The sequence below is a fragment of the Pseudomonas svalbardensis genome (genome assembly GCF_030053115.1).
Taxonomy (GTDB): domain Bacteria; phylum Pseudomonadota; class Gammaproteobacteria; order Pseudomonadales; family Pseudomonadaceae; genus Aquipseudomonas; species Aquipseudomonas svalbardensis.
The window spans coordinates 4,396,334-4,420,097 of sequence record NZ_CP125619.1 but is presented as its reverse complement, the minus strand read 5'-3'; the positions used below and the strand labels follow the sequence as shown (position 1 = coordinate 4,420,097).

At 57.0% G+C, this 23,764-nt stretch carries 16 protein-coding genes, 4 rRNA genes and 5 pseudogenes; 14 read left to right on the top strand and 11 right to left on the bottom strand.

Annotated elements, in window-relative coordinates:
* Nucleotides 1-141 precede the first annotated feature (141 nt).
* Nucleotides 142-609 (bottom strand): redox-sensitive transcriptional activator SoxR, encoded by a 468-nt coding sequence (soxR, locus tag QFX16_RS20375; protein ID WP_283181100.1) that lies wholly within the window; start codon nucleotides 607-609, stop codon nucleotides 142-144.
* 95 nt (nucleotides 610-704) lie between these two features.
* Between soxR and QFX16_RS20370 the strand changes: the two genes are divergently transcribed.
* Nucleotides 705-1,070: an antibiotic biosynthesis monooxygenase gene (locus QFX16_RS20370; protein ID WP_283181099.1), complete on the top strand. Its 366-nt coding sequence runs from the start codon at nucleotides 705-707 to the stop codon at nucleotides 1,068-1,070.
* On the opposite strand, the gene QFX16_RS20365 is transcribed toward QFX16_RS20370, so the two are convergent.
* From QFX16_RS20365 to msuE, 4 genes are all read right to left on the bottom strand, one after another.
* The gene (locus QFX16_RS20365; protein WP_283181098.1) at nucleotides 1,067-2,170 is read right to left on the bottom strand and encodes a sigma-54 interaction domain-containing protein; all 1,104 of its coding nucleotides are present in this window, start codon (nucleotides 2,168-2,170) and stop codon (nucleotides 1,067-1,069) included. The two genes, QFX16_RS20370 and QFX16_RS20365, sit on opposite strands and share 4 nt — an antisense overlap.
* A gap of 23 nt (nucleotides 2,171-2,193) precedes the next feature.
* Nucleotides 2,194-3,381 (bottom strand): acyl-CoA dehydrogenase family protein, encoded by a 1,188-nt coding sequence (locus QFX16_RS20360; protein ID WP_283181097.1) that lies wholly within the window; start codon nucleotides 3,379-3,381, stop codon nucleotides 2,194-2,196.
* Nucleotides 3,382-3,450: 69 nt separating this feature from the next.
* On the bottom strand, nucleotides 3,451-4,596 hold the full coding sequence (gene ssuD / locus QFX16_RS20355; protein ID WP_283181096.1) for an FMNH2-dependent alkanesulfonate monooxygenase: 1,146 nt from the start codon (nucleotides 4,594-4,596) through the stop codon (nucleotides 3,451-3,453).
* A 10-nt stretch (nucleotides 4,597-4,606) separates the two neighbouring features.
* Complete coding sequence (gene msuE / locus QFX16_RS20350) at nucleotides 4,607-5,170, bottom strand: FMN reductase (RefSeq protein ID WP_283181095.1); 564 nt, start codon at nucleotides 5,168-5,170, stop codon at nucleotides 4,607-4,609.
* Nucleotides 5,171-5,570: 400 nt separating this feature from the next.
* Between msuE and QFX16_RS20345 the strand changes: the two genes are divergently transcribed.
* From QFX16_RS20345 to QFX16_RS20330, 4 genes are all read left to right on the top strand, one after another.
* Nucleotides 5,571-5,840 (top strand): hypothetical protein, encoded by a 270-nt coding sequence (locus QFX16_RS20345; protein WP_283181094.1) that lies wholly within the window; start codon nucleotides 5,571-5,573, stop codon nucleotides 5,838-5,840.
* A 101-nt stretch (nucleotides 5,841-5,941) separates the two neighbouring features.
* Nucleotides 5,942-6,556: a LysE family translocator gene (locus QFX16_RS20340; protein ID WP_283181093.1), complete on the top strand. Its 615-nt coding sequence runs from the start codon at nucleotides 5,942-5,944 to the stop codon at nucleotides 6,554-6,556.
* 204 nt (nucleotides 6,557-6,760) lie between these two features.
* On the top strand, nucleotides 6,761-7,918 hold the full coding sequence (locus tag QFX16_RS20335) for a cysteine desulfurase family protein (protein ID WP_283181092.1): 1,158 nt from the start codon (nucleotides 6,761-6,763) through the stop codon (nucleotides 7,916-7,918).
* A gap of 65 nt (nucleotides 7,919-7,983) precedes the next feature.
* Nucleotides 7,984-9,792 (top strand): aminopeptidase P family protein, encoded by a 1,809-nt coding sequence (locus QFX16_RS20330; RefSeq protein ID WP_283181091.1) that lies wholly within the window; start codon nucleotides 7,984-7,986, stop codon nucleotides 9,790-9,792.
* A gap of 54 nt (nucleotides 9,793-9,846) precedes the next feature.
* Here QFX16_RS20330 and QFX16_RS20325 read toward each other — a convergent pair whose 3' ends face one another.
* On the bottom strand, nucleotides 9,847-10,437 hold the full coding sequence (locus QFX16_RS20325) for a 2-hydroxychromene-2-carboxylate isomerase (RefSeq protein ID WP_283181090.1): 591 nt from the start codon (nucleotides 10,435-10,437) through the stop codon (nucleotides 9,847-9,849).
* Between the two features lie 36 nt (nucleotides 10,438-10,473).
* Nucleotides 10,474-11,202: an SDR family oxidoreductase gene (locus QFX16_RS20320; RefSeq protein ID WP_283181089.1), complete on the bottom strand. Its 729-nt coding sequence runs from the start codon at nucleotides 11,200-11,202 to the stop codon at nucleotides 10,474-10,476.
* Nucleotides 11,203-11,294: 92 nt separating this feature from the next.
* Between QFX16_RS20320 and QFX16_RS20315 the strand changes: the two genes are divergently transcribed.
* On the top strand, nucleotides 11,295-11,855 hold the full coding sequence (locus QFX16_RS20315; protein WP_283181088.1) for a TetR/AcrR family transcriptional regulator: 561 nt from the start codon (nucleotides 11,295-11,297) through the stop codon (nucleotides 11,853-11,855).
* Nucleotides 11,856-11,870: 15 nt separating this feature from the next.
* Here the strand turns inward: QFX16_RS20315 and QFX16_RS20310 are convergent, their stop codons facing one another.
* Both QFX16_RS20310 and rhtA read right to left on the bottom strand, forming a co-directional pair.
* The gene (locus tag QFX16_RS20310; protein ID WP_008156219.1) at nucleotides 11,871-12,152 is read right to left on the bottom strand and encodes a hypothetical protein; all 282 of its coding nucleotides are present in this window, start codon (nucleotides 12,150-12,152) and stop codon (nucleotides 11,871-11,873) included.
* A 168-nt stretch (nucleotides 12,153-12,320) separates the two neighbouring features.
* Nucleotides 12,321-13,208: a threonine/homoserine exporter RhtA gene (rhtA, locus tag QFX16_RS20305; protein WP_283181087.1), complete on the bottom strand. Its 888-nt coding sequence runs from the start codon at nucleotides 13,206-13,208 to the stop codon at nucleotides 12,321-12,323.
* Between the two features lie 661 nt (nucleotides 13,209-13,869).
* Here rhtA and QFX16_RS20300 point away from each other — a divergent pair.
* The 4 genes from QFX16_RS20300 (at nucleotide 13,870) to rrf (QFX16_RS20285) (ending at nucleotide 19,091) form a co-directional block, all read left to right on the top strand.
* Nucleotides 13,870-15,408, top strand: a 16S ribosomal RNA gene (locus tag QFX16_RS20300).
* A 299-nt stretch (nucleotides 15,409-15,707) separates the two neighbouring features.
* Nucleotides 15,708-18,599: ribosomal RNA gene (locus QFX16_RS20295) — 23S ribosomal RNA — on the top strand.
* A gap of 154 nt (nucleotides 18,600-18,753) precedes the next feature.
* Nucleotides 18,754-18,869, top strand: a 5S ribosomal RNA gene (rrf, locus tag QFX16_RS20290).
* Between the two features lie 106 nt (nucleotides 18,870-18,975).
* Nucleotides 18,976-19,091, top strand: a 5S ribosomal RNA gene (rrf, locus tag QFX16_RS20285).
* The 16S, 23S and 5S rRNA genes sit together here, the layout of an rRNA operon.
* A 164-nt stretch (nucleotides 19,092-19,255) precedes the next feature.
* Here the strand turns inward: rrf (QFX16_RS20285) and QFX16_RS20280 are convergent.
* Nucleotides 19,256-19,390 (bottom strand): annotated as a pseudogene (locus tag QFX16_RS20280) (hypothetical protein); the annotation flags it as partial.
* A gap of 278 nt (nucleotides 19,391-19,668) precedes the next feature.
* On the opposite strand from QFX16_RS20280, the gene mrdA reads away from it, so the two are divergent.
* On the top strand, nucleotides 19,669-21,561 hold the full coding sequence (gene mrdA, locus QFX16_RS20275) for a penicillin-binding protein 2 (protein WP_283181086.1): 1,893 nt from the start codon (nucleotides 19,669-19,671) through the stop codon (nucleotides 21,559-21,561).
* A gap of 12 nt (nucleotides 21,562-21,573) precedes the next feature.
* Here the strand turns inward: mrdA and QFX16_RS20270 are convergent.
* A pseudogene (locus QFX16_RS20270) lies at nucleotides 21,574-21,719 on the bottom strand (LysR family transcriptional regulator); the annotation flags it as partial.
* Here QFX16_RS20270 and QFX16_RS20265 point away from each other — a divergent pair.
* From QFX16_RS20265 to QFX16_RS20255, 3 pseudogenes are all read left to right on the top strand, one after another.
* Nucleotides 21,718-22,061, top strand: a pseudogene (locus QFX16_RS20265) (MFS transporter); the annotation flags it as partial. The pseudogenes QFX16_RS20270 and QFX16_RS20265 overlap by 2 nt on opposite strands.
* Nucleotides 22,055-22,905: pseudogene (locus QFX16_RS20260) on the top strand (hydantoinase/carbamoylase family amidase); the annotation flags it as partial. The pseudogenes QFX16_RS20265 and QFX16_RS20260, both read left to right, overlap by 7 nt.
* Before the next feature lie 153 nt (nucleotides 22,906-23,058).
* Nucleotides 23,059-23,521, top strand: a pseudogene (locus QFX16_RS20255) (arginase family protein); the annotation flags it as partial.
* Nucleotides 23,522-23,764 lie beyond the last annotated feature (243 nt).

Sequence of the window (23,764 nt, the reverse complement as noted above, 5' to 3'; positions counted from 1 at the left end):
ATTAGGACGCCATCGTCGGAACGCCGCCCGGAGCAAGCTCGCTCCCACATTTGATCGGAGTCGGATGCAAGTTTTGCAGCCAATAGAGATCCCTCTGGGAGCGAGCTTGCTCCGGGCGGCGTTCCGACGATGGCCGCGCCGCTATTTAGGATCATTCCCGGATTCCAACAGCTGCGCTCCCGGCCCTAGTTCCCCCAGCACATCGCCAAAGTTGCGCAACGGGCACGCCTCCATCGACAGACACCCACAGCCAATGCAGCCATTGAGCCGGTCCCGCAGCAAGGTCAGCTGATTGATCCGCTCATCCAGATCCCGACTCCACTGCGCCGACAACACCTTCCAGTCCGCCGCCGTCGGCGCCCGATTGTCCGGTAGCGATTTCAATGCCTCGCCAATCTCCGCCAACGGAATACCCAATCGCTGCGCCACTTTGATCAACGCCACCCGCCGCAACACTTCCCGGGGATAACGCCGCTGGTTGCCCTGGTTGCGATTACTTTTGATCAAACCCTTGGATTCGTAAAAGTGCAGCGCCGTGACCGCGACGCCGCTGCGCGCAGCCACTTGGCCGACGGTGAGTTCCTTATGCAGATTTTCCGAGGTGATCATTTAAAAAATGCCCCTTGACCTCAAGTTAACTCGAGGTTTTACCCTGCAGGCCTTCGGATCGCAAGATCCGGCTTACAAGTCAGTGGGGACTCTTCATGCAACTGCCAGAGAACAATCGCAGCTTCACCCAATTGATCGAATTCGAGATCGAACCCCATCAACAGCCCGCACTGGTGTCGGCACTGTCGAAGCAGACCGAACGCCTGGCCCAGGATTTCACAGGTTTTCTGAGTGCCAGCATCCAGGCCAGCGACGATGGCCGGCGGGTGCTCAACTACCTGCAATGGCAAACACGCGAGGCGGGAGAAGCCGCGTTTCGAAGCTTTGAAAGCGGCGAGCAGGATTTCTGGCAACTGATCCGCGCCCATCAGGCGAAAACCGTGACCTTCGGCTCGTTCCAGGTGCTGCATAGCCTGGAACGTAGCCACGACAACGCGCTGCACTGCAATTTGGTGAGTTAAATCGACAGCTGCATGATGCGCTCGCCTTGAAGGTTTTCCGTGGGCCGGCGTTTGTTTACCGCCAGTTCGCCGATCTTGATCAGTCGCGTGCGGGTTACGTTGCGGCTCAGCCCCAGTAAGGCTGCAGTGTGCACTTGGTTGTAATGACTGAAACGATAGGCGGCTCGCAGCAACGCGTCTTCGACTTTCTCGTGCAGCGCCCCGGCCTGTTCTTCGAAGAGCTTTTGAAAGGCCCGATCGAGCAGGGCTTCGGGTGAATCGTCGACGGTGCTGTGGTAATCGTCCTGTCGCTCGATGCGCATGTTCGACAGCCGCAGGTCGTCGCGTTCGATCACGCCGTTACGGCAGATCAGCAGGGTGTGGTGAATGACGTTTTCCAGTTCGCGGATGTTGCCCGGCCAGCTGTAGCTGCGCAGTTTCAGCTCGGCCTCTTTGCTGATGGTGATGGTGCCGTAGCCGAGGCGCTGGCTGTAGGCTTCGACGAAGTGTCGTGTCAGCGGCAGGATGTCGCCGGGGCGGTCGCGCAGCGGGCTCAGTTCCAGGCTGACCACGTCGAGGCGGTAGTACAAATCCTCGCGGAAATGCCCGGCGTTGATGGCTTTCTCCAATTGCACGTTGGTCGCCGCCAGCACGCGCACATTGATGGGAATGCTCTTGCGCGAACCCAGTCGCACCACTTCGCGCTCCTGCAACACCCGCAACAACTTGACCTGAATCGCCATCGGCAAATCGCCGATTTCATCGAGGAATAACGTGCCGCCATCGGCCTCCTCGAACCAGCCGGCCTTGGCGCTCAACGCACCGGTGAAGGCACCTTTTTCATGGCCGAACAACTCGGCCTCCACCAGGGATTCGGAGAACGCGCCGCAGTTCACCGCCACAAATGGTCGGTTGCGCCGGGCGCTGAGGTTGTGGATATGCCGCGCCACCAGTTCCTTGCCGGTGCCGGTTTCACCGATGATCAGCACGCTGGCTTCACTCGGTGCGACTTGTTGAATGTGGGCGAGCAAGGCCTGGGATTTCGGGTCTTCGAACACCTGCGCCGTGGCGCGGATAGAGGTGGCCAGAGCGGGCGAGGGCGGTAAGGTAAGCAGTTGCATGGGCAGGCTCCATGAATAGAAGGCTATGAATAGAAAGTAGGGATCGGCAGGGACTGGTTGAGCGCCCAGTCACCCAGTTCATGGAGTTTGTAATCCACCGGGTCGTGCAGGGTTTGCGTGCGCAGATTGCGCCAGTGGCGATCCAGTCGCAGTGAGGCATGAGTTGAACGGGCGCCGGTCACTTCGAACAACCGGCTACAGAGTTCCAGACCGTTGCGGGTGGCCGCGACCTTGGCCGTGGCGATGGCGTTAGCGAGGTGTCCACGCTCTTCGGCGCTGAGGTTCGGGCCTTTGGCCCAGGCCTTGTCGAGCAGCCCGGCAGCGCGCTCCACCAGCAGTCGAACACTTTCGAGGGCGACCCAGAATTCGCCGTAGTGGCCGAGTACATAAGGATCCTGACGCACATCCTGAGCGCTGGATTTGTGCCACGGACGGGTCTCGGTGAGGGTGTATTGTCGCGCTTCTTCGAAGGCACCTTCGGCGATGCCGAGAAACATGTGGGTGAAGGTCAGCTGGGCAATCAACGGCCGCAGGCAGGCGAATGGCGTACTCAGCGGACCCGGATCAAGGAGCAATTCCGACTCTTCGACCCGTACCCGTTCGAATGTCGCGCTGCCGCTGTCGGTCTGGCGCTGGCCCATGTTGTTCCAGTCGTTGTGCAAGGTGATGCCGCTGCGACCGCTGGGAATCGCGGCGATCAACAGCTTGCCGCCAGCGCTTTCGTCCACCGCCGAGGCGATCAGCATTTGCGAATCGCTGGCGCCGGAGCAGAAGCTTTTCTTGCCGGAAAACTCACGCCAGCCACCGAGGTTTTTCACCACGGTGCGGGTGTCCAGCGGGTTCAGGGCGTTGCCCCAGAACCAGTTTTTGCGCGCGGTCTGTTCGAACCATGGTTGCCACTGCTCGGGCCGGGCGAACAGGCGCACGGTGGCGAGCATCAGGTGATGGAAGCCGAAGACATGGGCAATCGAACTGTCGACTTTGGCGAGCTCGCGCACGATGCTCAGGGTGTCACTCCAGCTGGCGCCGTGGCCGCCGTACTGGGTGGGAATGCTTAACGCGAGCAGACCGCTTTGGCGCAAGGCATCACGTTCGGCTTTGGGCGTACCGCCACGTTCATCGCGCTCGACAGCGGTCAGGGCAAACTCGGCGGCCAATCGGCGGGCGGTCTGTAAGGGGGATATCAGGGCGCTTTGCGGTTTGGCCGTCACACGGGGTTCCTCATGAAAATCGACACAATCCCCTGTGGGCGCAGGCTCGCTCCCACAGGGTTGGTGTGGTCAGGCCGTGGCTTTGGCCGGGAGCACATCATTGGCGATCATTTCGCCAAACGGCCCGGTGAGATTAGTGACGCCGCGCCCGGCCAGGCTGGCATACGGCTCAGGCAACAGCGGGAACACCAGCTCGGCAAAACGATAAGCCTCTTCGAGGTGCGGATAGCCGGAGAAGATGAAGCTCTCGATTCCCAGGTCCGCGTACTCCTTGATTCGCGCCGCCACTTGCTGCGGATCGCCCACCAACGCCGTCCCGGCACCGCCACGCACCAGACCGACACCGGCCCACAGGTTGGGGGATATTTCCAGGTTGTCGCGACGCCCGTCATGCAACGCGGCCATGCGCCGCTGACCTTCGGAATCGAAACGCGAGAACGACTTCTGCGCGGCCGCGATGGTCTCGTCGCTGATGTGTTCGATGAGTTTGTCGGCGGCTCTCCAGGCCTCTTCGGCGGTCTCGCGGACGATCACGTGCAAGCGAATCCCGAACTTCACCGTGCGACCGTTTCGCGCGGCACGCTCACGCACATCGGCCAGTTTTTCCGCCACGGCGGCGGGTGGTTCGCCCCAGGTCAGGTAGACATCAACCTGCTCGGCGGCCAGTTCATGCGCGGCCTCGGAAGAACCGCCGAAGTACAGCGGCGGATAGGGTTTTTGCACCGGCGGATACAGCGCCTTGGCGTTCTGCACTTGCAGGTGTTTGCCTTCGAAATCCACCGACTCGCCTTGCAGCACCCGGCGCCAGATTTTCAGGAATTCATCGGTCACTTCGTACCGTTCGCTGTGATCGAGGAAGATGCCGTCGCCACGGTTTTCATCCGGGTCACCGCCCGTGACCACGTTGATCAGTAAGCGGCCATTGGACAGTCGATCCAGTGTCGCGGCCATGCGCGCCGAGACCGTCGGCGAGATGATCCCCGGCCGAATCGCCACCAGATAACGCAGGCGTTCGGTCAGCGGCACCAGCGCGGAAGCAATCACCCACGAATCCTCGCAGGAGCGCCCGGTGGGAATCAGTACACCGTGGTAGCCGAGGCTGTCGGCCGCCTGAGCCACTTGTTTCAGGTAGTTGAGTGTCACCGGGCGAGCGCCCTGAGTGGTGCCCAGGTAATGGCCGTCGCCGTGAGTCGGCAGAAACCAGAAAACATCCATGAAGAAATCCTTAAGCGATTTTCAGCAGATTTTTGGGGTGCACGCCAAACAACGGTGCGGCGCGTTCTGCAGCCAGTTGTATGCGGGCCTTGAGAAGTTCACTGGTTATTTGGTAATTGGAGAAATCGGCTTCGGTGGCATAGACGCCAATCGGCAAGGTCAATGCCTGGAAGAAACTGAACAGCGGCCGCAACTGGTGATCGAGCACCAGCGCATGGCGTTCGCTGCCACCGGTGGCGGCCAGCAATACCGGCGTGTCGATCAATGCATTGAGGTCGATCAGGTCGAACAGATGCTTGAGCAGTCCAGGGTAGGAACCGCGATAAACCGGCGCGGCGACGATCAGCAGGTCGGCATTCTCGATCGCTTGCAGCTCGGCTTCGATCTCGGCGCTCAACTCCTGACGGGACAGCGCGGCACCTAACGGTCGGGCGATGTCACCCAGTTCAATCAGTTTGCTTTCAATCGGCAATTGCTCGGCCAGTTGCGCCAACAGCGCCTGGGTCAGCACCAACGTGCGGGACGGACGCCAAGTACCGCCGGAGAGGGCAACGACTTTCAATGGACGCGACATGATCAGTTCCTTTTTAAACAGTTGCTCAGGGAGCAGTGAGTAGTCACTGACGGAGAGCAAGAGCTGTACCAATCCCTAGGAGCCCCTATTTACGGGGCTTTCAGCGCGTTGACCGGTAGACGCTGTTCGAATGCCAGAGCTGTTTGTTGAATGACTGTTGCCTGGCAAACAGTTGCTTGGGCAACAGTGCGTGAAGCGATGACAGTTGTTATAAAGGATCGGTGTTATTCCGTAAAAGACATAAAATTGATATTTATAGATCGTTTAGAGATATGAGGCGGTCTACCTTTGCGGCATTAATCAAAGTCGATAGCCACTATCGAGAGCGTTGATTTCTGCTGATCGGATGCCTGGCGTAGCTTGTGTTCATTGCTCGAACCCAGTTGTCAGGACGCTCACCATGAAACCTCTAATCGCTACTTTCTTGCTGCTTGCGGTCTCCGTGCTCGCCGGATGTGCCAGCCATGTTTCCCCGGAATTACGGCCGTACACCGCGGAAGAAACCAGAGAATTGGCACTTGAGGAGTTGAATCGTCGAGGTTTGTCCTTCGACGAATACCACGCGAAAAAAGCCGAATTGCTCGGCCAACCGCAAAAATCGTTCAGTTTCGACAAACAAGGCGAGATGAACGCCGAACGTGCTGTACAGCTTCACGGTCGTCCTAGCTGAGGGGAAACTGTACCGCTTGAAGTTTCATGCAACTGTCCATGGGTTTCCCTGAAGGCCTGCGATAGGGTCAACACCTGACTGACCCCAATGGACTGCAACCCATGACGCTCTCGCTCGATTTGCTACTGGGCTTTGCCCTGTTTGCGCTTGTCACCTCGATTACTCCCGGCCCCAACAACACGATGTTGCTAGCATCTGGCGTGAACTTCGGCTTTAACCGCACCATCCCCCACATGCTTGGCATCACCTGCGGCTTCTTCGTGCTGGTGGTGGCGGTAGGTTTTGGCTTGGGCGCCGTGTTTCAAACCTATCCTTTGCTCTACAGCGTGCTGCGTTACGTCGGCGCGGCGTATTTGTTGTATCTGGCGTGGAAAATCGCCCATTCAGGACCGGTTTCCGAGAGTGAAAAGGGCGAGAGCAAGCCGATCAGCTATTTGGGCGCCGCAGCGTTTCAGTGGGTCAATCCCAAGGCGTGGATCATGGCCATCGGAGCCATCAGCACCTACACGCCAATGCAGGGTTATTTCACCAACGTGATCGTGATTGCGGCGGTGTTTGCCTTGATCAACCTGCCGAGCGTCAGTGTCTGGGCAGGCTGCGGCACGTTGTTGCGCAACGTGCTGAAAGATCGCCGCTGGTTGCGGCTGTTCAACTGGGGCATGGCCTTGCTGCTGGTGGCTTCGCTGTATCCGTTGTTGCTCGAAAGCTTTAGCTGACGCATTGCTTCAACCGGTTGCCCGATGCCTGTTAAGCTCGACTCCAGGAGCGTTCCTACGCACTTTTAAATGAAGTTGTTCTTCTTTAACGGCCTCCGATCAGGTATTTCTAACGCTCTGAACGATCGGCGCAGCTCACGAGGCTGCGCTTTGACGTTTCAGTGACGAGCCTCCTGATCCCGGAACATGCTCTGCGAGTCTTCTATGAATAAACGTCCTCTGTATTTCGACTACGCCGCCACCACGCCGGTGGATGAGCGAGTCATCAAGGTCATGGTCGAGTGTCTGGGTTTTACCGGCAACTTCGGCAATCCGGCGTCCAGCTCCCATGCATTCGGTCAACAGGCCCGGCAATCGGTCGAGCAGGCGCGGCGCCAGGTCGCCGAACTGGTTGGCGCCCAGGCGCAACAGATCGTCTGGACCTCCGGCGCCACCGAATCGAACAACCTTGCGCTCAAAGGCGTGGCCCAAGCTCGCGGCGTTTCTGGCGGCCACATCATCACCAGCCAGATCGAACACAAAGCGATTCTCGACACGGCAAAGCAGTTGCAGGACGCCGGTGTTGCGGTGACCTATCTTGTGCCTGACGCCGAGGGTCTGATTACCCCGCAAGCGGTCAGCGAAGCAATGCGCGAAGACACCTTTCTGGTGTCGCTGATGCTGGTCAACAACGAGCTGGGCACCGTCAACGACATCTCGGCCATCGGTGAAGTCGTGCGTGCTCGCGACGCGTTGTTCCATGTCGACGCGGCTCAAGGTGCAGGCAAAGTGGTGATCGATCTGGCCCGGTTGCCAGTGGATCTGATGTCATTTTCCGCCCACAAGATTTACGGCCCAAAAGGCATTGGCGCGCTGTACGTCGGGCCGCGCGCGCAGCAGCGTTTGCAGGCGCAGATTCACGGCGGTGGTCACGAGGGCGGTTTGCGTTCCGGCACCCTGGCGACTCACCAAATCGCTGCCATGGGGGTGGCGTTCGCGTTGGCGGCCTCTTCGTTCGATGAAGAGAAAGCCACGATCGTCCGGTTGCGCGAGCGCTTGCTCGAACAGCTGCTGAGTATTCCCGGCGTTCGCCTCAATGGCAGTCCGACCCAGCGCATCCCTCATACCTTGAGCCTGACCTTTAGCGAAGGCGAGTTCAATTCCGCGGCGTTGAGCACCTCGATCGCGTTTTCCGCGACCTCGGCCTGCAACTCCGCCAGCAATGCGCCCTCCCATGTGCTGCTGGCCCTGGGGCATGACGCCCGCTCGGCGAGTCGCACCATTCGCTTGAGTCTCGGCCGGTTCACCAAAGAGCAAGACATCGACCAAGCGGTACACCTGATTAAAGCGGCCTGCGCCAGTGCTCCGGCATTTTGGCAATAAGAGCTGAAAGTGCCGGCGTTGATCGGCCCTCAACAATAATGATGAAGTGATTAGCAGGAGACATGATGAGTACGCAGCCTTCGATCAATGGATCGGTGCCTCAACGCCTGGCGCAAACCCGCGAACTGATGAGCCGGGAGGGCATCCATGCTCTGCTGGTGCCGTCGGCCGACCCGCACCTGTCGGAATACCTGCCGGGTTATTGGCAAGGGCGGCAATGGTTGTCGGGCTTCCATGGCTCGGTCGGCACGCTGATCGTTACGCCGGACTTTGCCGGCGTCTGGGCCGACAGCCGTTACTGGGAACAGGCGATCAAGGAACTCAAGGGCAGCGGCATCGAACTGGTCAAGCTGCAACCGGGTCAGCCCGGCCCGCTGGACTGGCTGGCCGAGCAAACCCCTGAAGGTGGCGTCGTCGCGGTAGATGGTGCGGTAATGGCCGTGGCTTCGGCGCGTACGTTGGGTGGCAAGCTCGAAGAACGCGGCGCTCGTCTGCGCACTGACATCGATGTGTTGAGCGAAGTCTGGAGCGACCGTCCGACGCTGCCAAATGAACCGATCTATCAACACCTGCCGCCTCAGGCGACGGTCAGTCGCAGCGAGAAACTGGCTAAGCTGCGTGAGGTTTTGAAAGATCGCGGTGCTGACTGGCACTTCATCGCCACCCTCGATGACATCGCCTGGCTGTTCAACTTGCGCGGCGGTGACGTGTCGTTCAACCCAGTGTTCGTTTCCTTCGCGTTGATCAGTCAAGAGCAGGCAACCCTGTTCGTAGCCCTGAGTAAGGTCAATGCCGAACTGCGCGCAGTCCTCGAACAGGACGGCGTAACCCTGCGCGACTACAGCGAAGTGGCCGCCGCCTTGCGCGCCGTACCGAGCGGGGCGAGTCTGCAAGTCGATCCGACGCGCGTCACCGCCGGCCTGCTGGGTAACCTGGATAGCGGTGTGAAGCTGATCGAAGGCCTGAACCCGACCACGTTAGCCAAGTCGCAGAAAAGCCTGGCCGATGCCGAGCACATTCGTCAGGCCATGGAGCAGGACGGCGCAGCGCTGTGCGAATTCTTCACCTGGCTGGACACTGCGTTGGGTCGTGAGCGCATCACCGAACTGACCATCGACGAACACCTGACGGCTGCGCGTACCCGACGTCCGGGTTATGTGTCGCTGAGCTTCAACACCATTGCCGCGTTCAACGCCAATGGCGCGATGCCGCACTACCACGCCACCGAAGAAGAACACGCGGTGATCGAAGGCGACGGTCTGTTGTTGATCGACTCCGGCGGCCAGTACCTGGGCGGCACCACCGATATCACTCGGATGGTGCCGGTCGGTACGCCGACCGATGAGCAGAAGCGCGATTGCACGCGGGTGCTCAAAGGCGTGATTGCGTTGTCCCGTGCGCAATTCCCTCGTGGCATTCTCTCGCCGTTGCTCGATTCGATTGCCCGCGCGCCGATCTGGGCTGAAAGCGTTGATTACGGTCACGGCACCGGTCATGGCGTTGGCTACTTCCTCAATGTGCACGAAGGCCCGCAGGTCATCGCCTATCAGGCCGCCGCAGCACCGCAAACCGCGATGCAGCCGGGCATGATCACGTCCATCGAACCGGGCACTTACCGTCCGGGCCGCTGGGGTGTGCGGATCGAGAACCTGGTGTTGAACCGTGAGGCGGGCAAAAGCGAATTCGGAGAGTTCCTGAAGTTCGAAACCCTGACCTTGTGCCCGATCGACACTCGATGCCTGGAACCGTCGCTGCTGACCGATGACGAAAAACAGTGGTTCAACGCCTATCATGCCGAGGTGCGCGAGCGCTTGAGCCCGTTGCTCGACGGCGCAGCCCTTGAGTGGTTGAACACCCGGACTGCGGCTATTTGATCGGTTGGAGTTCAGGCGCTTCTTCGAGCGCCTGGCTCATGTGGTCGTCGAGATTTAACTCAGGGCTTCAAGGACGAAGTCCAGGCGATCCTGACCGAAGAACAGCTGATTATCGACAAACATGCTCGGGGCACCAAATACGCCTCGTTGCACGGCTGTCTCTGTGTTGTCCTTGAGAGTGGCTTTGACTTCCTCATCGGCAGTCAGGGCCAGCACCTCATTTGGATCGAAACCGTTCTGTGTCAGAACTGCCGCGGCAGTAGCCGGATCAACAAGGTCGCGGCCTTCAACCCAAAGGGCGTGAAACAGGCAATCGATGAACGCCTGAAAGCGTTCGGGATGGCGCAACTGCATGCCGGTGATGGCGCGCATCAGCATCAAGGTGTTGATAGGAAAGTGCGGATTGAACTTCAACGGCACGCCGTAGCGTTTCGCATAGCGGTCCAGGTCCTGAAACATGTAACGGCCCTTGGCCGGGATGGTTGCCGGTGAAGCGTTGCCGGTGGCTTTGAAGACCCCGCCCAGCAACATCGGCTTGTAGATCAGCTGGCTGTCGGTCTGCTCGCAGATCTTCGGCAGTTGGGTGTAAGCCAGGTAGGTGGCGGGGCTGCCGAGGTCGAAATAGAACTCTACGGTTTTGCTCATGGTCGATGCGCTCTGTTTATTGTTGTGGGGGAGGGCTTACCAGCGTTCGCTCCAGGGGCGAAGGTCCAGCTCGAAGGTCCATGCGTCACGTGGCTGGCTGTGGAGGTACCAATAGTTCTCGGCAATGTGCTCTGGATTGAGAATGCCGTCCTGGTCTTTGGTCGCGTACTTTTCGGGGAAACTCTCGCGGATAAAATCGGTATCGATGGCACCGTCGACTACAACATGGGCGACGTGAATGTTCATCGGCCCCAGTTCACGCGCCATGCTTTGCGCCAGGGCACGAATCCCGTGCTTGGCGCCGGCGAACGCCGCAAATCCTGAGGCTCCACGCAGGCCGGCGGTAGCACCGGTAAACAAAATAGTCCCGCGTTGACGCTTGGCCATGCGCTTGGCCACTTCACGAGCGTTGAGAAATCCTGAGAAGCAGGCCATTTCCCAGATCTTGAAATATTTGCGCGCGGTTTCTTCGAGAATGCTGCAAGGCACATTGGCGCCGATGTTGAAGACGAACGCTTCGATTGGGCCAATCTGGCTTTCGATCTGCTCAACTAACGCAATCACGTCCTCTTCCTTGCGCGCATCGCAGGCAAACCCGTGGGCTTCACCGCCGTCGGCCTTGATGGCGTCCACCAATGGCTGGAGTTTGTCCGCGCTGCGGCGGGTGACACAAGCCACAAATCCTTCCCGCGCAAAGCGTTTCGCAATTGCGCCGCCGGTGGCATCCCCTGCACCTACAACCAGTACGACCTTCTTGTTATTCATGGGTAGTCTCCTTTGCTAAACGATCGTTAACTAAACGAACGTTATGCTACGATTCGGCAAGCGTCAAGGCGATCAATCCTGAGGGCAAGGCAATGCGTTACTCGGTCAATCACAAACTGGAAACCAAAGAGAAGCTACTTGAAAGCAGTGCGGTGTCGGCCAAGAAGTCTGGTTTTTCAACAGTTGGTGTCGACGGTTTGATGAAGGCAATCGGCTTGAGTGGCGGGGCTTTCTACAGTCATTTTTCATCGAAGGATGAGCTGTTCGCTTCAATCGTCGAGCGTGAGCTGTCTCAAAGCCTGGAGCGTTTAGGGGCGGACCAGAATCGTGACAGGCTCAAGCGCTGCCTGAAACACTATCTGAGCATGGCTCATGTCGAGCACCCGGAATCCGGATGTGCTTTGCCGGCATTGGGGGCTGAGATTGCACGTTCAGACGTGATGATTCGCCAGAAGGCAGAGAACTGGATTTGTCGGCTTCAGAAGAGTTGGGCGCAAGTTCTGGAAAGCGACAGCCTGGCATGGGCGATTCTGTCGCAATGTATCGGTGCGTTGGTCGTTGCGCGAATGCTGGCCACGCCAGACATCCAGTGCGCGGTATTGAAGTCCAGTTACGATGAGATTGGCCGCCAGATCGCAGGTCCACGAACCTGACAAGGCAGCATCAACCTATTTGCAGATGACGATCATGCTGCGGCTGGTATAGCCGGCAGGGTTGAGGCCGAACGGGTAATCGCCTGGTTCTTCCACAGCGTCCCCTGACTTGGCGATGACCTTGTAACCTTTGGGAGCGCACGAGTTGGCAGCGCTGGTGTAGCACTTGTCCCAGGATGACGACAGCCCGGAACAGTTGATATGCAGCCCTCTCTTGCCGTGTTTTACCTGGGTTTTCGATGTCGCCGCGCAGCCCGCAACCGCAAGTACGGCGATCAGTATCAAAATTCGTTTCATTACTGTCCTTATAGCGTCCCCGAATCTTTGCGCCCGGGTCTGGCTGCATTCGCTTTCGCTTGAAGCGTTCTGATATCCCTATCTGAAAAATCCATGTCTGACACTGGGTTACGGGTCTAAACATGGCCTAATTGCGCGGCAAATACCAGACCCTCGTCAAATCCTGTCTCAATCTGCAGCGACAGCAGGCTTGGCCGCACTCCCCATCGTCATGGTCGCGCCTATGGAAGCCAGAATGATGCACATGATGGCCATCCATTGTGACAGTGAGAGGTATTCATGGAGAAACAACAGACCTGACAGTGCGCCGATCGCAGGTTCAATGCTCATCAACGTGCCGAAGGTCCGGGTCGGGATTCGGGTGAGGGCGACCATCTCCAGCGTGTAGGGCACGGCGGTGGACAGAATGGCGACAGCGATGGCCACGGGGATCAGTGAGGGAGTGAGCAGCGCGGCGCCAGCATGGACGATGCCGATAGGGGCTACAAAAAGTGCCGCAATCATCACCCCCAGTGCCGCGGTCTGCACGCCGTTGTCGGCGCCGGCCTTTTGGCCGAACAGAATGTACAGCGCCCAGCAGACACCTGCGCCCAATGCATAACCAGCGCCTACCAGATCGATTCCAGCGGTCGTTTCGCCCATAGGTATTAACAGCAGCAAGCCGACGGCTGCCAGGGCGATCCACAAAAAGTCGATCGCGCGACGCGAGGCGTAGATGGCTACTGCCAGTGGGCCGGTGAATTCCAGCGCAACCGCGATACCGAGGGGGACGGTTTGCAAGGACATATAGAAGAGGAAGTTCATGCCGCCCAACGCCATTCCGTAGACGATGACGGTGCGCAGGGATTTTGCGGTGAGCTTCGCTCGCCAGGGACGCAGTATCAACATCATGATCACACTGGCGAAGATCAGCCGCAGGGTGGTGGTCCCTTGCGCGCCGATAATGGGGAACATGCTTTTAGCCAGGGAGGCTCCCGACTGGATTGATGCCATGGCTATCAATAGCAGGCCAACCGAGAACAGGGTCGAGGCAAGGCTGCGAGGCTGGTCATTCATGGCGTGGCATCGTCCGAAGTAGGAAGCGAGATTGTTATTGGGCAATATACTGCGCATTCATGGCGGGCGCGTCTATATATAAGCAGCGATTTTGAGCATCCTTATAGAAAAGCATAATTAAGGGTTGACGGCAGATTCTGGAAGTCTATAATTCGCCCCACTTCCGGCGCAGTCGAAACGGAAAACTCCTTGGTAAACAATGAGTTATGCAGTTTTCGACAGCGAGTTGCTTCAGGTCATCGAAGCCCAGAAGGAGTTGAAAGAGTGGTGTTGTTTGGCTCTTTTAACGGTTCGATCTTCTCGGTCGAAAGCGGAACAAAAGAGGTGTTGACAGCAGCGAGTAACGCTGTAGAATTCGCCTCCCGCTAACGAGAGATCGCAAGCGCAAGTGGTTGAAGTTGCAAAGGAAACTTTGAAAGCTTCGAAAAATAACCGCTTGACAGCAACAGAGGCTGCTGTAGAATGCGCGCCTCGGTTGAGACGAAAGATCTTAACCAACCGCTCTTTAACAACTGAATCAAGCAATTCGTGTGGGTGCTTGTGGAGTCAGACTGATAGTCAACAAGATTATCAGCATCACAAGTTACTCCGCGAGAAATCAAAGATGTAACCAACGATTGCTGAGCCAAGTTTAGGGTTTCTTAAAAACCCAAAGATGTTTGAACTGAAGAGTTTGATCATGGCTCAGATTGAACGCTGGCGGCAGGCCTAACACATGCAAGTCGAGCGGCAGCACGGGTACTTGTACCTGGTGGCGAGCGGCGGACGGGTGAGTAATGCCTAGGAATCTGCCTGGTAGTGGGGGATAACGCTCGGAAACGGACGCTAATACCGCATACGTCCTACGGGAGAAAGCAGGGGACCTTCGGGCCTTGCGCTATCAGATGAGCCTAGGTCGGATTAGCTAGTTGGTGAGGTAATGGCTCACCAAGGCGACGATCCGTAACTGGTCTGAGAGGATGATCAGTCACACTGGAACTGAGACACGGTCCAGACTCCTACGGGAGGCAGCAGTGGGGAATATTGGACAATGGGCGAAAGCCTGATCCAGCCATGCCGCGTGTGTGAAGAAGGTCTTCGGATTGTAAAGCACTTTAAGTTGGGAGGAAGGGCATTTACCTAATACGTAAGTGTTTTGACGTTACCGACAGAATAAGCACCGGCTAACTCTGTGCCAGCAGCCGCGGTAATACAGAGGGTGCAAGCGTTAATCGGAATTACTGGGCGTAAAGCGCGCGTAGGTGGTTTGTTAAGTTGGATGTGAAATCCCCGGGCTCAACCTGGGAACTGCATTCAAAACTGACAAGCTAGAGTATGGTAGAGGGTGGTGGAATTTCCTGTGTAGCGGTGAAATGCGTAGATATAGGAAGGAACACCAGTGGCGAAGGCGACCACCTGGACTGATACTGACACTGAGGTGCGAAAGCGTGGGGAGCAAACAGGATTAGATACCCTGGTAGTCCACGCCGTAAACGATGTCAACTAGCCGTTGGGAGCCTTGAGCTCTTAGTGGCGCAGCTAACGCATTAAGTTGACCGCCTGGGGAGTACGGCCGCAAGGTTAAAACTCAAATGAATTGACGGGGGCCCGCACAAGCGGTGGAGCATGTGGTTTAATTCGAAGCAACGCGAAGAACCTTACCAGGCCTTGACATCCAATGAACTTCCCAGAGATGGGTTGGTGCCTTCGGGAACATTGAGACAGGTGCTGCATGGCTGTCGTCAGCTCGTGTCGTGAGATGTTGGGTTAAGTCCCGTAACGAGCGCAACCCTTGTCCTTAGTTACCAGCACGTAATGGTGGGCACTCTAAGGAGACTGCCGGTGACAAACCGGAGGAAGGTGGGGATGACGTCAAGTCATCATGGCCCTTACGGCCTGGGCTACACACGTGCTACAATGGTCGGTACAGAGGGTTGCCAAGCCGCGAGGTGGAGCTAATCCCAGAAAACCGATCGTAGTCCGGATCGCAGTCTGCAACTCGACTGCGTGAAGTCGGAATCGCTAGTAATCGCGAATCAGAATGTCGCGGTGAATACGTTCCCGGGCCTTGTACACACCGCCCGTCACACCATGGGAGTGGGTTGCACCAGAAGTAGCTAGTCTAACCTTCGGGAGGACGGTTACCACGGTGTGATTCATGACTGGGGTGAAGTCGTAACAAGGTAGCCGTAGGGGAACCTGCGGCTGGATCACCTCCTTAATCGACGACATCAGCTGCTCCATAAGTTCCCACACGAATTGCTTGATTCACTGTAGAGGCGATAGACATCCATAAGGTTGTCTTTTTCGTTAGAGTTTAGAAATGAATATTCCATTGTGAATATTGATTTCTAATCTTTGATTAGATCGTTCTTTAAAAATTTGGGTATGTGATAGAAAGATAGACTGGACGTTACTTTCACTGGTAACGGCTCAGGCTAAGGTAAAATTTGTGAGTTAAATTGCGAATTTTCGGCGAATGTCGTCTTCACAGTATAACCAGATTGCTTGGGGTTATATGGTCAAGTGAAGAAGCGCATACGGTGGATGCCTTGGCAGTCAGAGGCGATGAAAGACGTGGTAGCCTGCGAAAAGCTTCGGGGAGTCGGCAAACAGACTTTGATCCGGAGATGTCTGAATGGGGGAACCCAGCCATCATAAGATGGTTATCTTAAGCTGAATACATAGGCTTAAGAGGCGAACCAGGGGAACTGAAACATCTAAGTACCCTGAGGAAAAGAAATCAACCGAGATTCCCTTAGTAGTGGCGAGCGAACGGGGACTAGCCCTTAAGTGGCTTTGAGATTAGCGGAACGCTCTGGAAAGTGCGGCCATAGTGGGTGATAGCCCTGTACGCGAAAATCTCTTGGTCATGAAATCGAGTAGGACGGAGCACGAGAAACTTTGTCTGAATATGGGGGGACCATCCTCCAAGGCTAAATACTACTGACTGACCGATAGTGAACTAGTACCGTGAGGGAAAGGCGAAAAGAACCCCGGAGAGGGGAGTGAAATAGATCCTGAAACCGTATGCGTACAAGCAGTGGGAGCCCACTTTGTTGGGTGACTGCGTACCTTTTGTATAATGGGTCAGCGACTTATTTTCAGTGGCGAGCTTAACCGAATAGGGGAGGCGTAGCGAAAGCGAGTCTTAATAGGGCGTCTAGTCGCTGGGAATAGACCCGAAACCGGGCGATCTATCCATGGGCAGGTTGAAGGTTGGGTAACACTAACTGGAGGACCGAACCGACTACCGTTGAAAAGTTAGCGGATGACCTGTGGATCGGAGTGAAAGGCTAATCAAGCTCGGAGATAGCTGGTTCTCCTCGAAAGCTATTTAGGTAGCGCCTCATGTATCACTGTAGGGGGTAGAGCACTGTTTCGGCTAGGGGGTCATCCCGACTTACCAAACCGATGCAAACTCCGAATACCTACAAGTGCCGAGCATGGGAGACACACGGCGGGTGCTAACGTCCGTCGTGAAAAGGGAAACAACCCAGACCGTCAGCTAAGGTCCCAAAGTTATGGTTAAGTGGGAAACGATGTGGGAAGGCTTAGACAGCTAGGAGGTTGGCTTAGAAGCAGCCACCCTTTAAAGAAAGCGTAATAGCTCACTAGTCGAGTCGGCCTGCGCGGAAGATGTAACGGGGCTCAAACCATACACCGAAGCTACGGGTATCACTTAGGTGATGCGGTAGAGGAGCGTTCTGTAAGCCTGTGAAGGTGAGTTGAGAAGCTTGCTGGAGGTATCAGAAGTGCGAATGCTGACATGAGTAACGACAATGGGTGTGAAAAACACCCACGCCGAAAGACCAAGGTTTCCTGCGCAACGTTAATCGACGCAGGGTTAGTCGGTCCCTAAGGCGAGGCTGAAAAGCGTAGTCGATGGAAAACAGGTTAATATTCCTGTACTTCTGGTTATTGCGATGGAGGGACGGAGAAGGCTAGGCCAGCTTGGCGTTGGTTGTCCAAGTTTAAGGTGGTAGGCTGGAATCTTAGGTAAATCCGGGATTCTAAGGCCGAGAGCTGATGACGAGTTACCCTTTGGGTGACGAAGTGGTTGATGCCATGCTTCCAAGAAAAGCTTCTAAGCTTCAGGTAACCAGGAACCGTACCCCAAACCGACACAGGTGGTTGGGTAGAGAATACCAAGGCGCTTGAGAGAACTCGGGTGAAGGAACTAGGCAAAATGGCACCGTAACTTCGGGAGAAGGTGCGCCGGTGAGGGTGAAGCATTTACTGCGTAAGCCCATGCCGGTCGAAGATACCAGGCCGCTGCGACTGTTTATTAAAAACACAGCACTCTGCAAACACGAAAGTGGACGTATAGGGTGTGACGCCTGCCCGGTGCCGGAAGGTTAATTGATGGGGTTAGCTAACGCGAAGCTCTTGATCGAAGCCCCGGTAAACGGCGGCCGTAACTATAACGGTCCTAAGGTAGCGAAATTCCTTGTCGGGTAAGTTCCGACCTGCACGAATGGCGTAACGATGGCGGCGCTGTCTCCACCCGAGACTCAGTGAAATTGAAATCGCTGTGAAGATGCAGTGTATCCGCGGCTAGACGGAAAGACCCCGTGAACCTTTACTATAGCTTTGCACTGGACTTTGAATTTGCTTGTGTAGGATAGGTGGGAGGCTTTGAAGCGTGGACGCCAGTTCGCGTGGAGCCAACCTTGAAATACCACCCTGGCAACTTTGAGGTTCTAACTCAGGTCCGTTATCCGGATCGAGGACAGTGTATGGTGGGTAGTTTGACTGGGGCGGTCTCCTCCTAAAGAGTAACGGAGGAGTACGAAGGTGCGCTCAGACCGGTCGGAAATCGGTCGTAGAGTATAAAGGCAAAAGCGCGCTTGACTGCGAGACAGACACGTCGAGCAGGTACGAAAGTAGGTCTTAGTGATCCGGTGGTTCTGTATGGAAGGGCCATCGCTCAACGGATAAAAGGTACTCCGGGGATAACAGGCTGATACCGCCCAAGAGTTCATATCGACGGCGGTGTTTGGCACCTCGATGTCGGCTCATCACATCCTGGGGCTGAAGCCGGTCCCAAGGGTATGGCTGTTCGCCATTTAAAGTGGTACGCGAGCTGGGTTTAGAACGTCGTGAGACAGTTCGGTCCCTATCTGCCGTGGACGTTTGAGATTTGAGAGGGGCTGCTCCTAGTACGAGAGGACCGGAGTGGACGAACCTCTGGTGTTCCGGTTGTCACGCCAGTGGCATTGCCGGGTAGCTATGTTCGGAATAGATAACCGCTGAAAGCATCTAAGCGGGAAACTAGCCTCAAGATGAGATCTCACTGGGACCTTGAGTCCCCTGAAGGGCCGTCGAAGACTACGACGTTGATAGGTTGGGTGTGTAAGCGCTGTGAGGCGTTGAGCTAACCAATACTAATTGCCCGTGAGGCTTGACCATATAACACCCAAGCAATTTGCTGACCTGAAGAGGCACCAGATTGCGGTGTGTGAAGACGACACAAGTCGAAAATTCGCAACGCAACACACAAATCTATCACCTGCCCATTCGCTGGAGCGTGATCCGCAAGGAGAACGACCTGGCTACCGAATTTCTTGACGACCATAGAGCATTGGAACCACCTGATCCCATCCCGAACTCAGCAGTGAAACGATGCATCGCCGATGGTAGTGTGGGGTTTCCCCATGTGAGAGTAGGTCATCGTCAAGATTGAATTCCGAAACCCCTATCTGCGTATGCAGGTAGGGGTTTTGTTTTAGTAGAAGTCACCCATTTTGCTGGCACGTTGCGCTGTAACGGGCTGGTCACAGAATTTCTTGACGACCATAGAGCATTGGAACCACCTGATCCCATCCCGAACTCAGTAGTGAAACGATGCATCGCCGATGGTAGTGTGGGGTTTCCCCATGTGAGAGTAGGTCATCGTCAAGATTGAATTCCGAAACCCCTGTCTGCTCACGCAGACAGGGGTTTTGTCGTTCTGGGCTCGCTAAACGCTCAGAAAAACGCCATCGCCAAACCACTACAGTGTTCCCACAGAAACGACAAAGCCAGCCCCCGAATTCAGGCGTCGGCTTTGTTGGCATGACGAGTGATTAGAACTGGTAGCTCACTGTCGCGGCGACATTCCGTTCTTCGCCCAAGTAGCAGAAGTTCAGGCTGGCACAGGAGGCCACGTAGGACTCATTCGTCAGGTTGTTCGCATTCAGGCGAACATCCAGCCCTTCAACCGAAGGCCGGTCTTCGGCAATCCGCAGCCGCTGCCCATCGCTGGACCAATCGTTATCCAGCGGCAGTTCCAACGCAATGGAAAATCAATATCAATCTTGAGAAAAATGCACGAGCCATAAAAAAACCGACCGTCGATTTAGTCTTTAAGGACAACCGTTAGAGGAAATCGCACAAAAGTGACCGCACGGTTTTTGGTATGGTGCAGCTCGTTTTTTAACGAACTGATTTCAAGCCTACGGATTGGCGCCCCTTTTACAGTCAAAGAGCTGCTGCAGAAATGCCCCAACCGATACCGATCAAGGACCACGAAAAAGAGACACGCCTGGTCAACAAAAGACTGATGGCATGCGCCCTGTTCGTTGTCGCCATTACCTGTGCGCTGGTCGTGCGCATGTATGTCCTGCAGGTGGTCGAATTTGACTATCACTCGACGATCTCCGAAAACAACCGCGTCCACGTCCTGCCGATCACCCCCACCCGCGGATTGATCTATGACTGCAACGGCGTAGTTCTGGCGGATAACCGGCCCAGCTTTAACCTGACCATCACCCGCGAACGCGCCTCCGATGTCAAAGAGGAACTGGATGAGGTGGTCAGCCTCCTGCACTTGCCGACCGAAGACCGCTCGTTGTTTGACAAGGCGATGAAGCAGGCGCGCCATCCATTCGTGCCGGTCACCTTGTTCTACGAGCTCAGCGAAGAACAGATCGCCGTGTTGGCGGTCAACGAGTTCCGTCTGCCTGGGATCGACGTAGAGCCACAATTCGTTCGTCACTACCCGATGGGTGCGCACTTTGCGCATTCGATCGGCTACGTCGGCCGCATCAACGAGAAAGAGTCCAAAGCTCTGGACACGGTGGAATACCGTGGCACTCAATCTATCGGCAAGACCGGCATCGAAAAATTCTACGAGTCGCAGTTGCATGGCCAAGTGGGTTACGAAGAAGTCGAAACCAACGCTCAGGGCCGGGTCCTGCGAGTGCTCAAGCACACCGATCCAATTCCAGGCAAAAACATCGTACTGAGCCTCGACGTCAAACTTCAGGAAGCCGCCGAGGAAGCCTTGGGCGATCGTCGCGGTTCGGTGGTTGCTCTCGATCCATCGACCGGCGAAGTACTCGCGATGGTCAGCAAGCCGAGTTTCGACCCGAACCTGTTCGTCACCGGAATCAGCTTCAAGGAATACGCGGCACTACACGACTCTATCGACCGACCTCTGTTCAACCGCGTACTGCGCGGCCTGTACGCACCGGGTTCGACCATCAAGCCGGAAGTGGCCATTGCCGGCCTCGACGCCGGAGTCGTTACCCCGCAGACCCGCGTCTTCGACCCCGGTTATTACCAACTCCCGGACTTCGATCACAAATACCGTAACTGGAACCACAGCGGCGATGGCTGGGTGGACATGGACGCGGCGATCATGCGCTCCAACGACACCTATTTCTACGACCTGGCCCACAAGCTGGGCATCGACCGACTGCATGACTACATGGCCATGTTCGGCCTCGGCGAGAAAGTCTCGCTGGACATGTTCGAAGAGTCTGCCGGTTTGATGCCATCGCAAGCCTGGAAGCGTGCCTCGCGCCGTCAGGCATGGTTCCCGGGTGAGACCGTGATCCTCGGCATCGGCCAGGGTTCCATGCAGGTCACGCCTCTGCAGCTGGCCCAGGCCACTGCACTGATCGCCAACAAAGGTGTCTGGAATCGGCCGCACCTGGCCAAGACCATAGACGGTGTTGCGCCAGTGGATGAGCATCCAATGCCAAACATCCTGTTGAAAGACCCGCGTGACTGGGAGCAGGTCAACCACGGCATGCAAATGGTCATGCACGACGCTCGCGGGATTGCACGGGCGGCAGCGGCGGGCGCTCAGTACCGTATCGCGGGCAAGAGTGGTACCGCGCAAGTGGTGGCGATCAAGCAGGGCGAACGTTACAACCGGGCGAAAACCCTGGAGCGTAACCGCGACAACGCCTTGTTCGTCGGTTTTGCCCCGGCCGAACATCCGAAAATTGTCATCTCGGTGATGATCGAAAACGGCGAGGCCGGCGGTCGAGTCGCAGGTCCTGTGGTGCGGCAGATCATGGACGCCTGGCTACTCGATCAGGACGGTCACTTGAAGCCGCAATACGCCACACCTAGCAAAGCACCGGGTGATCCTCACGTCTAAGCGATCAAGGCTTCACAGCACAGGCTCACGAATACTGAGCATGTGCTGGAAGCTTTCGAGGAACACGGTTTCGGCCTGACTCATCTTCTGCTCGCGATTCCACAGCCTGAACAGATCAAGCGATAAATCTCTTCGAAACTCGTCGATGAAGCGACGAGCCCCGCTGGTTTGCTGCTCGCGTTGATCGCCTTTCGTCTGGTCACCTCCCTTGAGCCAGAGGACTTCCTCGCCTGGGGCTGGCGTCTACCGTTTCTCGCCAGTGGTGTGTTGATGATGGTCGGTCTGATGATCCGTTCCGGTGTCCACGAGTCGCCGGAGTTCGCCAAGCCCGGGACAACAACGAGACGTCCAAGTACCCGGTGAAGGACGTGATCCGCACCTGCTGGCGGCAGATCCTGTTTGCCGCCGCCGCGGTGACCATCGGTTCGGCCGGGTTCTTCTTTACCAACACCTTCATGATCACTTACGTCACCCAGTACCAGGGCATCGCGCGGACCTCGGCATCCAGACCCGCAAACCACTGGAAGTGGCGGTCTGGACCAACGAAGAAGGGGCACGCTTCACCCCGGCGATGTTCGGCTCGGCGGTGTTCACCGGGATCATACAACTGGACGCACCGGTTACGCCGGCGACCGCCCGTTTGGCGGCGCGGTGGATGCGTACTTTGAAGCGCACATCGAACAAGGTCCGATCCTCGAAGACAACGCCAAATGCATCGGCGTGGTCAGCGGTGGCCAGGCGATTCGCTGGCTCGACGTGCGGGTCGAAGGCATGGCTGCCCACGCCGGTACTACGCCGATGCCGCTGCGCAAAGACGCCCTGTATGGCGTGGCGCGGATGATCCAGGCCATCGAAAGTCTGGCCACCGATTTCGCGCCGGAAGGGCTGACCACTGCCGGTGAGTTGAGCATCAACAAGTCCTCGCGCAACACCATTCCGGGGCTGGTGAATTTCACCGTCGACCTGCGTCATCACCGCGACGAAGCGATTGAGGCCATGGAGCAGCAAGTCCGCGAGCGGCTTCAGGCGATTGCCGATAGCCGAGGCTTGAACTTGACGATTACGCCTCACTGGATCAGCCCGGCAACACCGTTCGATGCCGATTGCGTGGCGGCCGTGCAGCAGGCGGTGGACGCGCTGGGCTACGCTCAGCAATCGATTGTCAGCGGTGCCGGGCATGATGCAATTCATCTGGCGCGGTACTGCCCGACGGCCTTGGTGTTCATTCCTTGCGTCGGCGGCTTGAGCCATAACGAAGCCGAAGACGTGTTGCCCGAAGACGTGCGTCAGGGCACTGATGTGCTGCTCAACGCTGTGCTGGCCCGTGCCCGAAGAGCTGCATAAACGCAATCCCTGTAGGAGCGAGGCTTGCCCGCGAAGGCGTCAGCACATTCAACATCGATGTTGACTGACACACCGCCTTCGCGGGCAAGCCTCGCTCCTACAGAAGGACGTACCCGGTTTCAAGATCTAGGTTAACTGACAGGTATTCATCCCATGCGCAGTTTTTTCCACCCCGAACAATTGCTTCACCACCCACGCAGTTGTTACTCCCGTGGGCAGATGCGCACACCGCAGGAAGTACCCGAGCGCGCTCAGCGGTTGGTCCAGGCGTCGCACTCGCTGGGCTTTTAAGTCGAGCAACCGGTCGATGCCGGGCTCGATCCGCTGCTGGCGGTCCACGGCGCGCCGTACCTGACGTTTCTGCAGGAAGCGCATCAGCGCTGGAAGGAGATCCCCGAGGATTGGGGCGACGAGGTGATGTCGAACATCTTCGTCCGCTAGCCCAATGCCTTGCGCGGGATTCTCGCCCAGGCCGCCCGCTATCTGGTTGGCCTATTGGTCGGCGCAAAGCGCGATCGCTGGCGCCCAAGCCTTGCTCGACGGCGAGCCGGCGGCTTACGCCTTGTGCCGTCATGGCATTGGCGGCGGTGAAAGACTTCGGCGCCGAGGTGCTGGTGCTGTCCCTGGGGTTCGATATTTTCGAGCTGGATCCGCAGAGCAAAGTGGCCCCGTCGGGCTTCGAAGCAACCCTAAAATCAGCGACCGCATGTCTTCAGAAGCACTACGTTTGTCGGTTTACGACTGCTGCGCAGCCGAACGGGGGCAAGCCCCCTCGCCACAGGACTTGCCATCGCCCTGACGTTAACGTAAAGATTGCGGCAGGGCGCTGATCTTAAAAAAGCGCAGGGCGGACCGATCC

What these genes read in the sequence shown, in the direction of transcription:
- mrdA (WP_283181086.1), top strand. Translation starts at nt 19,669, where the DNA reads ATGCCCCAACCGATACCGATCAAGGACCACGAAAAAGAGACACGCCTG.
- msuE (WP_283181095.1), bottom strand. Translation starts at nt 5,170, where the DNA reads ATGTCGCGTCCATTGAAAGTCGTTGCCCTCTCCGGCGGTACTTGGCGT.
- rhtA (WP_283181087.1), bottom strand. Translation starts at nt 13,208, where the DNA reads ATGAATGACCAGCCTCGCAGCCTTGCCTCGACCCTGTTCTCGGTTGGC.
- QFX16_RS20370 (WP_283181099.1), top strand. Translation starts at nt 705, where the DNA reads ATGCAACTGCCAGAGAACAATCGCAGCTTCACCCAATTGATCGAATTC.
- QFX16_RS20310 (WP_008156219.1), bottom strand. Translation starts at nt 12,152, where the DNA reads ATGAAACGAATTTTGATACTGATCGCCGTACTTGCGGTTGCGGGCTGC.
- soxR (WP_283181100.1), bottom strand. Translation starts at nt 609, where the DNA reads ATGATCACCTCGGAAAATCTGCATAAGGAACTCACCGTCGGCCAAGTG.
- QFX16_RS20325 (WP_283181090.1), bottom strand. Translation starts at nt 10,437, where the DNA reads ATGAGCAAAACCGTAGAGTTCTATTTCGACCTCGGCAGCCCCGCCACC.
- QFX16_RS20365 (WP_283181098.1), bottom strand. Translation starts at nt 2,170, where the DNA reads ATGCAACTGCTTACCTTACCGCCCTCGCCCGCTCTGGCCACCTCTATC.
- QFX16_RS20320 (WP_283181089.1), bottom strand. Translation starts at nt 11,202, where the DNA reads ATGAATAACAAGAAGGTCGTACTGGTTGTAGGTGCAGGGGATGCCACC.
- QFX16_RS20340 (WP_283181093.1), top strand. Translation starts at nt 5,942, where the DNA reads ATGACGCTCTCGCTCGATTTGCTACTGGGCTTTGCCCTGTTTGCGCTT.
- QFX16_RS20345 (WP_283181094.1), top strand. Translation starts at nt 5,571, where the DNA reads ATGAAACCTCTAATCGCTACTTTCTTGCTGCTTGCGGTCTCCGTGCTC.
- QFX16_RS20315 (WP_283181088.1), top strand. Translation starts at nt 11,295, where the DNA reads ATGCGTTACTCGGTCAATCACAAACTGGAAACCAAAGAGAAGCTACTT.
- QFX16_RS20335 (WP_283181092.1), top strand. Translation starts at nt 6,761, where the DNA reads ATGAATAAACGTCCTCTGTATTTCGACTACGCCGCCACCACGCCGGTG.
- ssuD (WP_283181096.1), bottom strand. Translation starts at nt 4,596, where the DNA reads ATGGATGTTTTCTGGTTTCTGCCGACTCACGGCGACGGCCATTACCTG.
- QFX16_RS20330 (WP_283181091.1), top strand. Translation starts at nt 7,984, where the DNA reads ATGAGTACGCAGCCTTCGATCAATGGATCGGTGCCTCAACGCCTGGCG.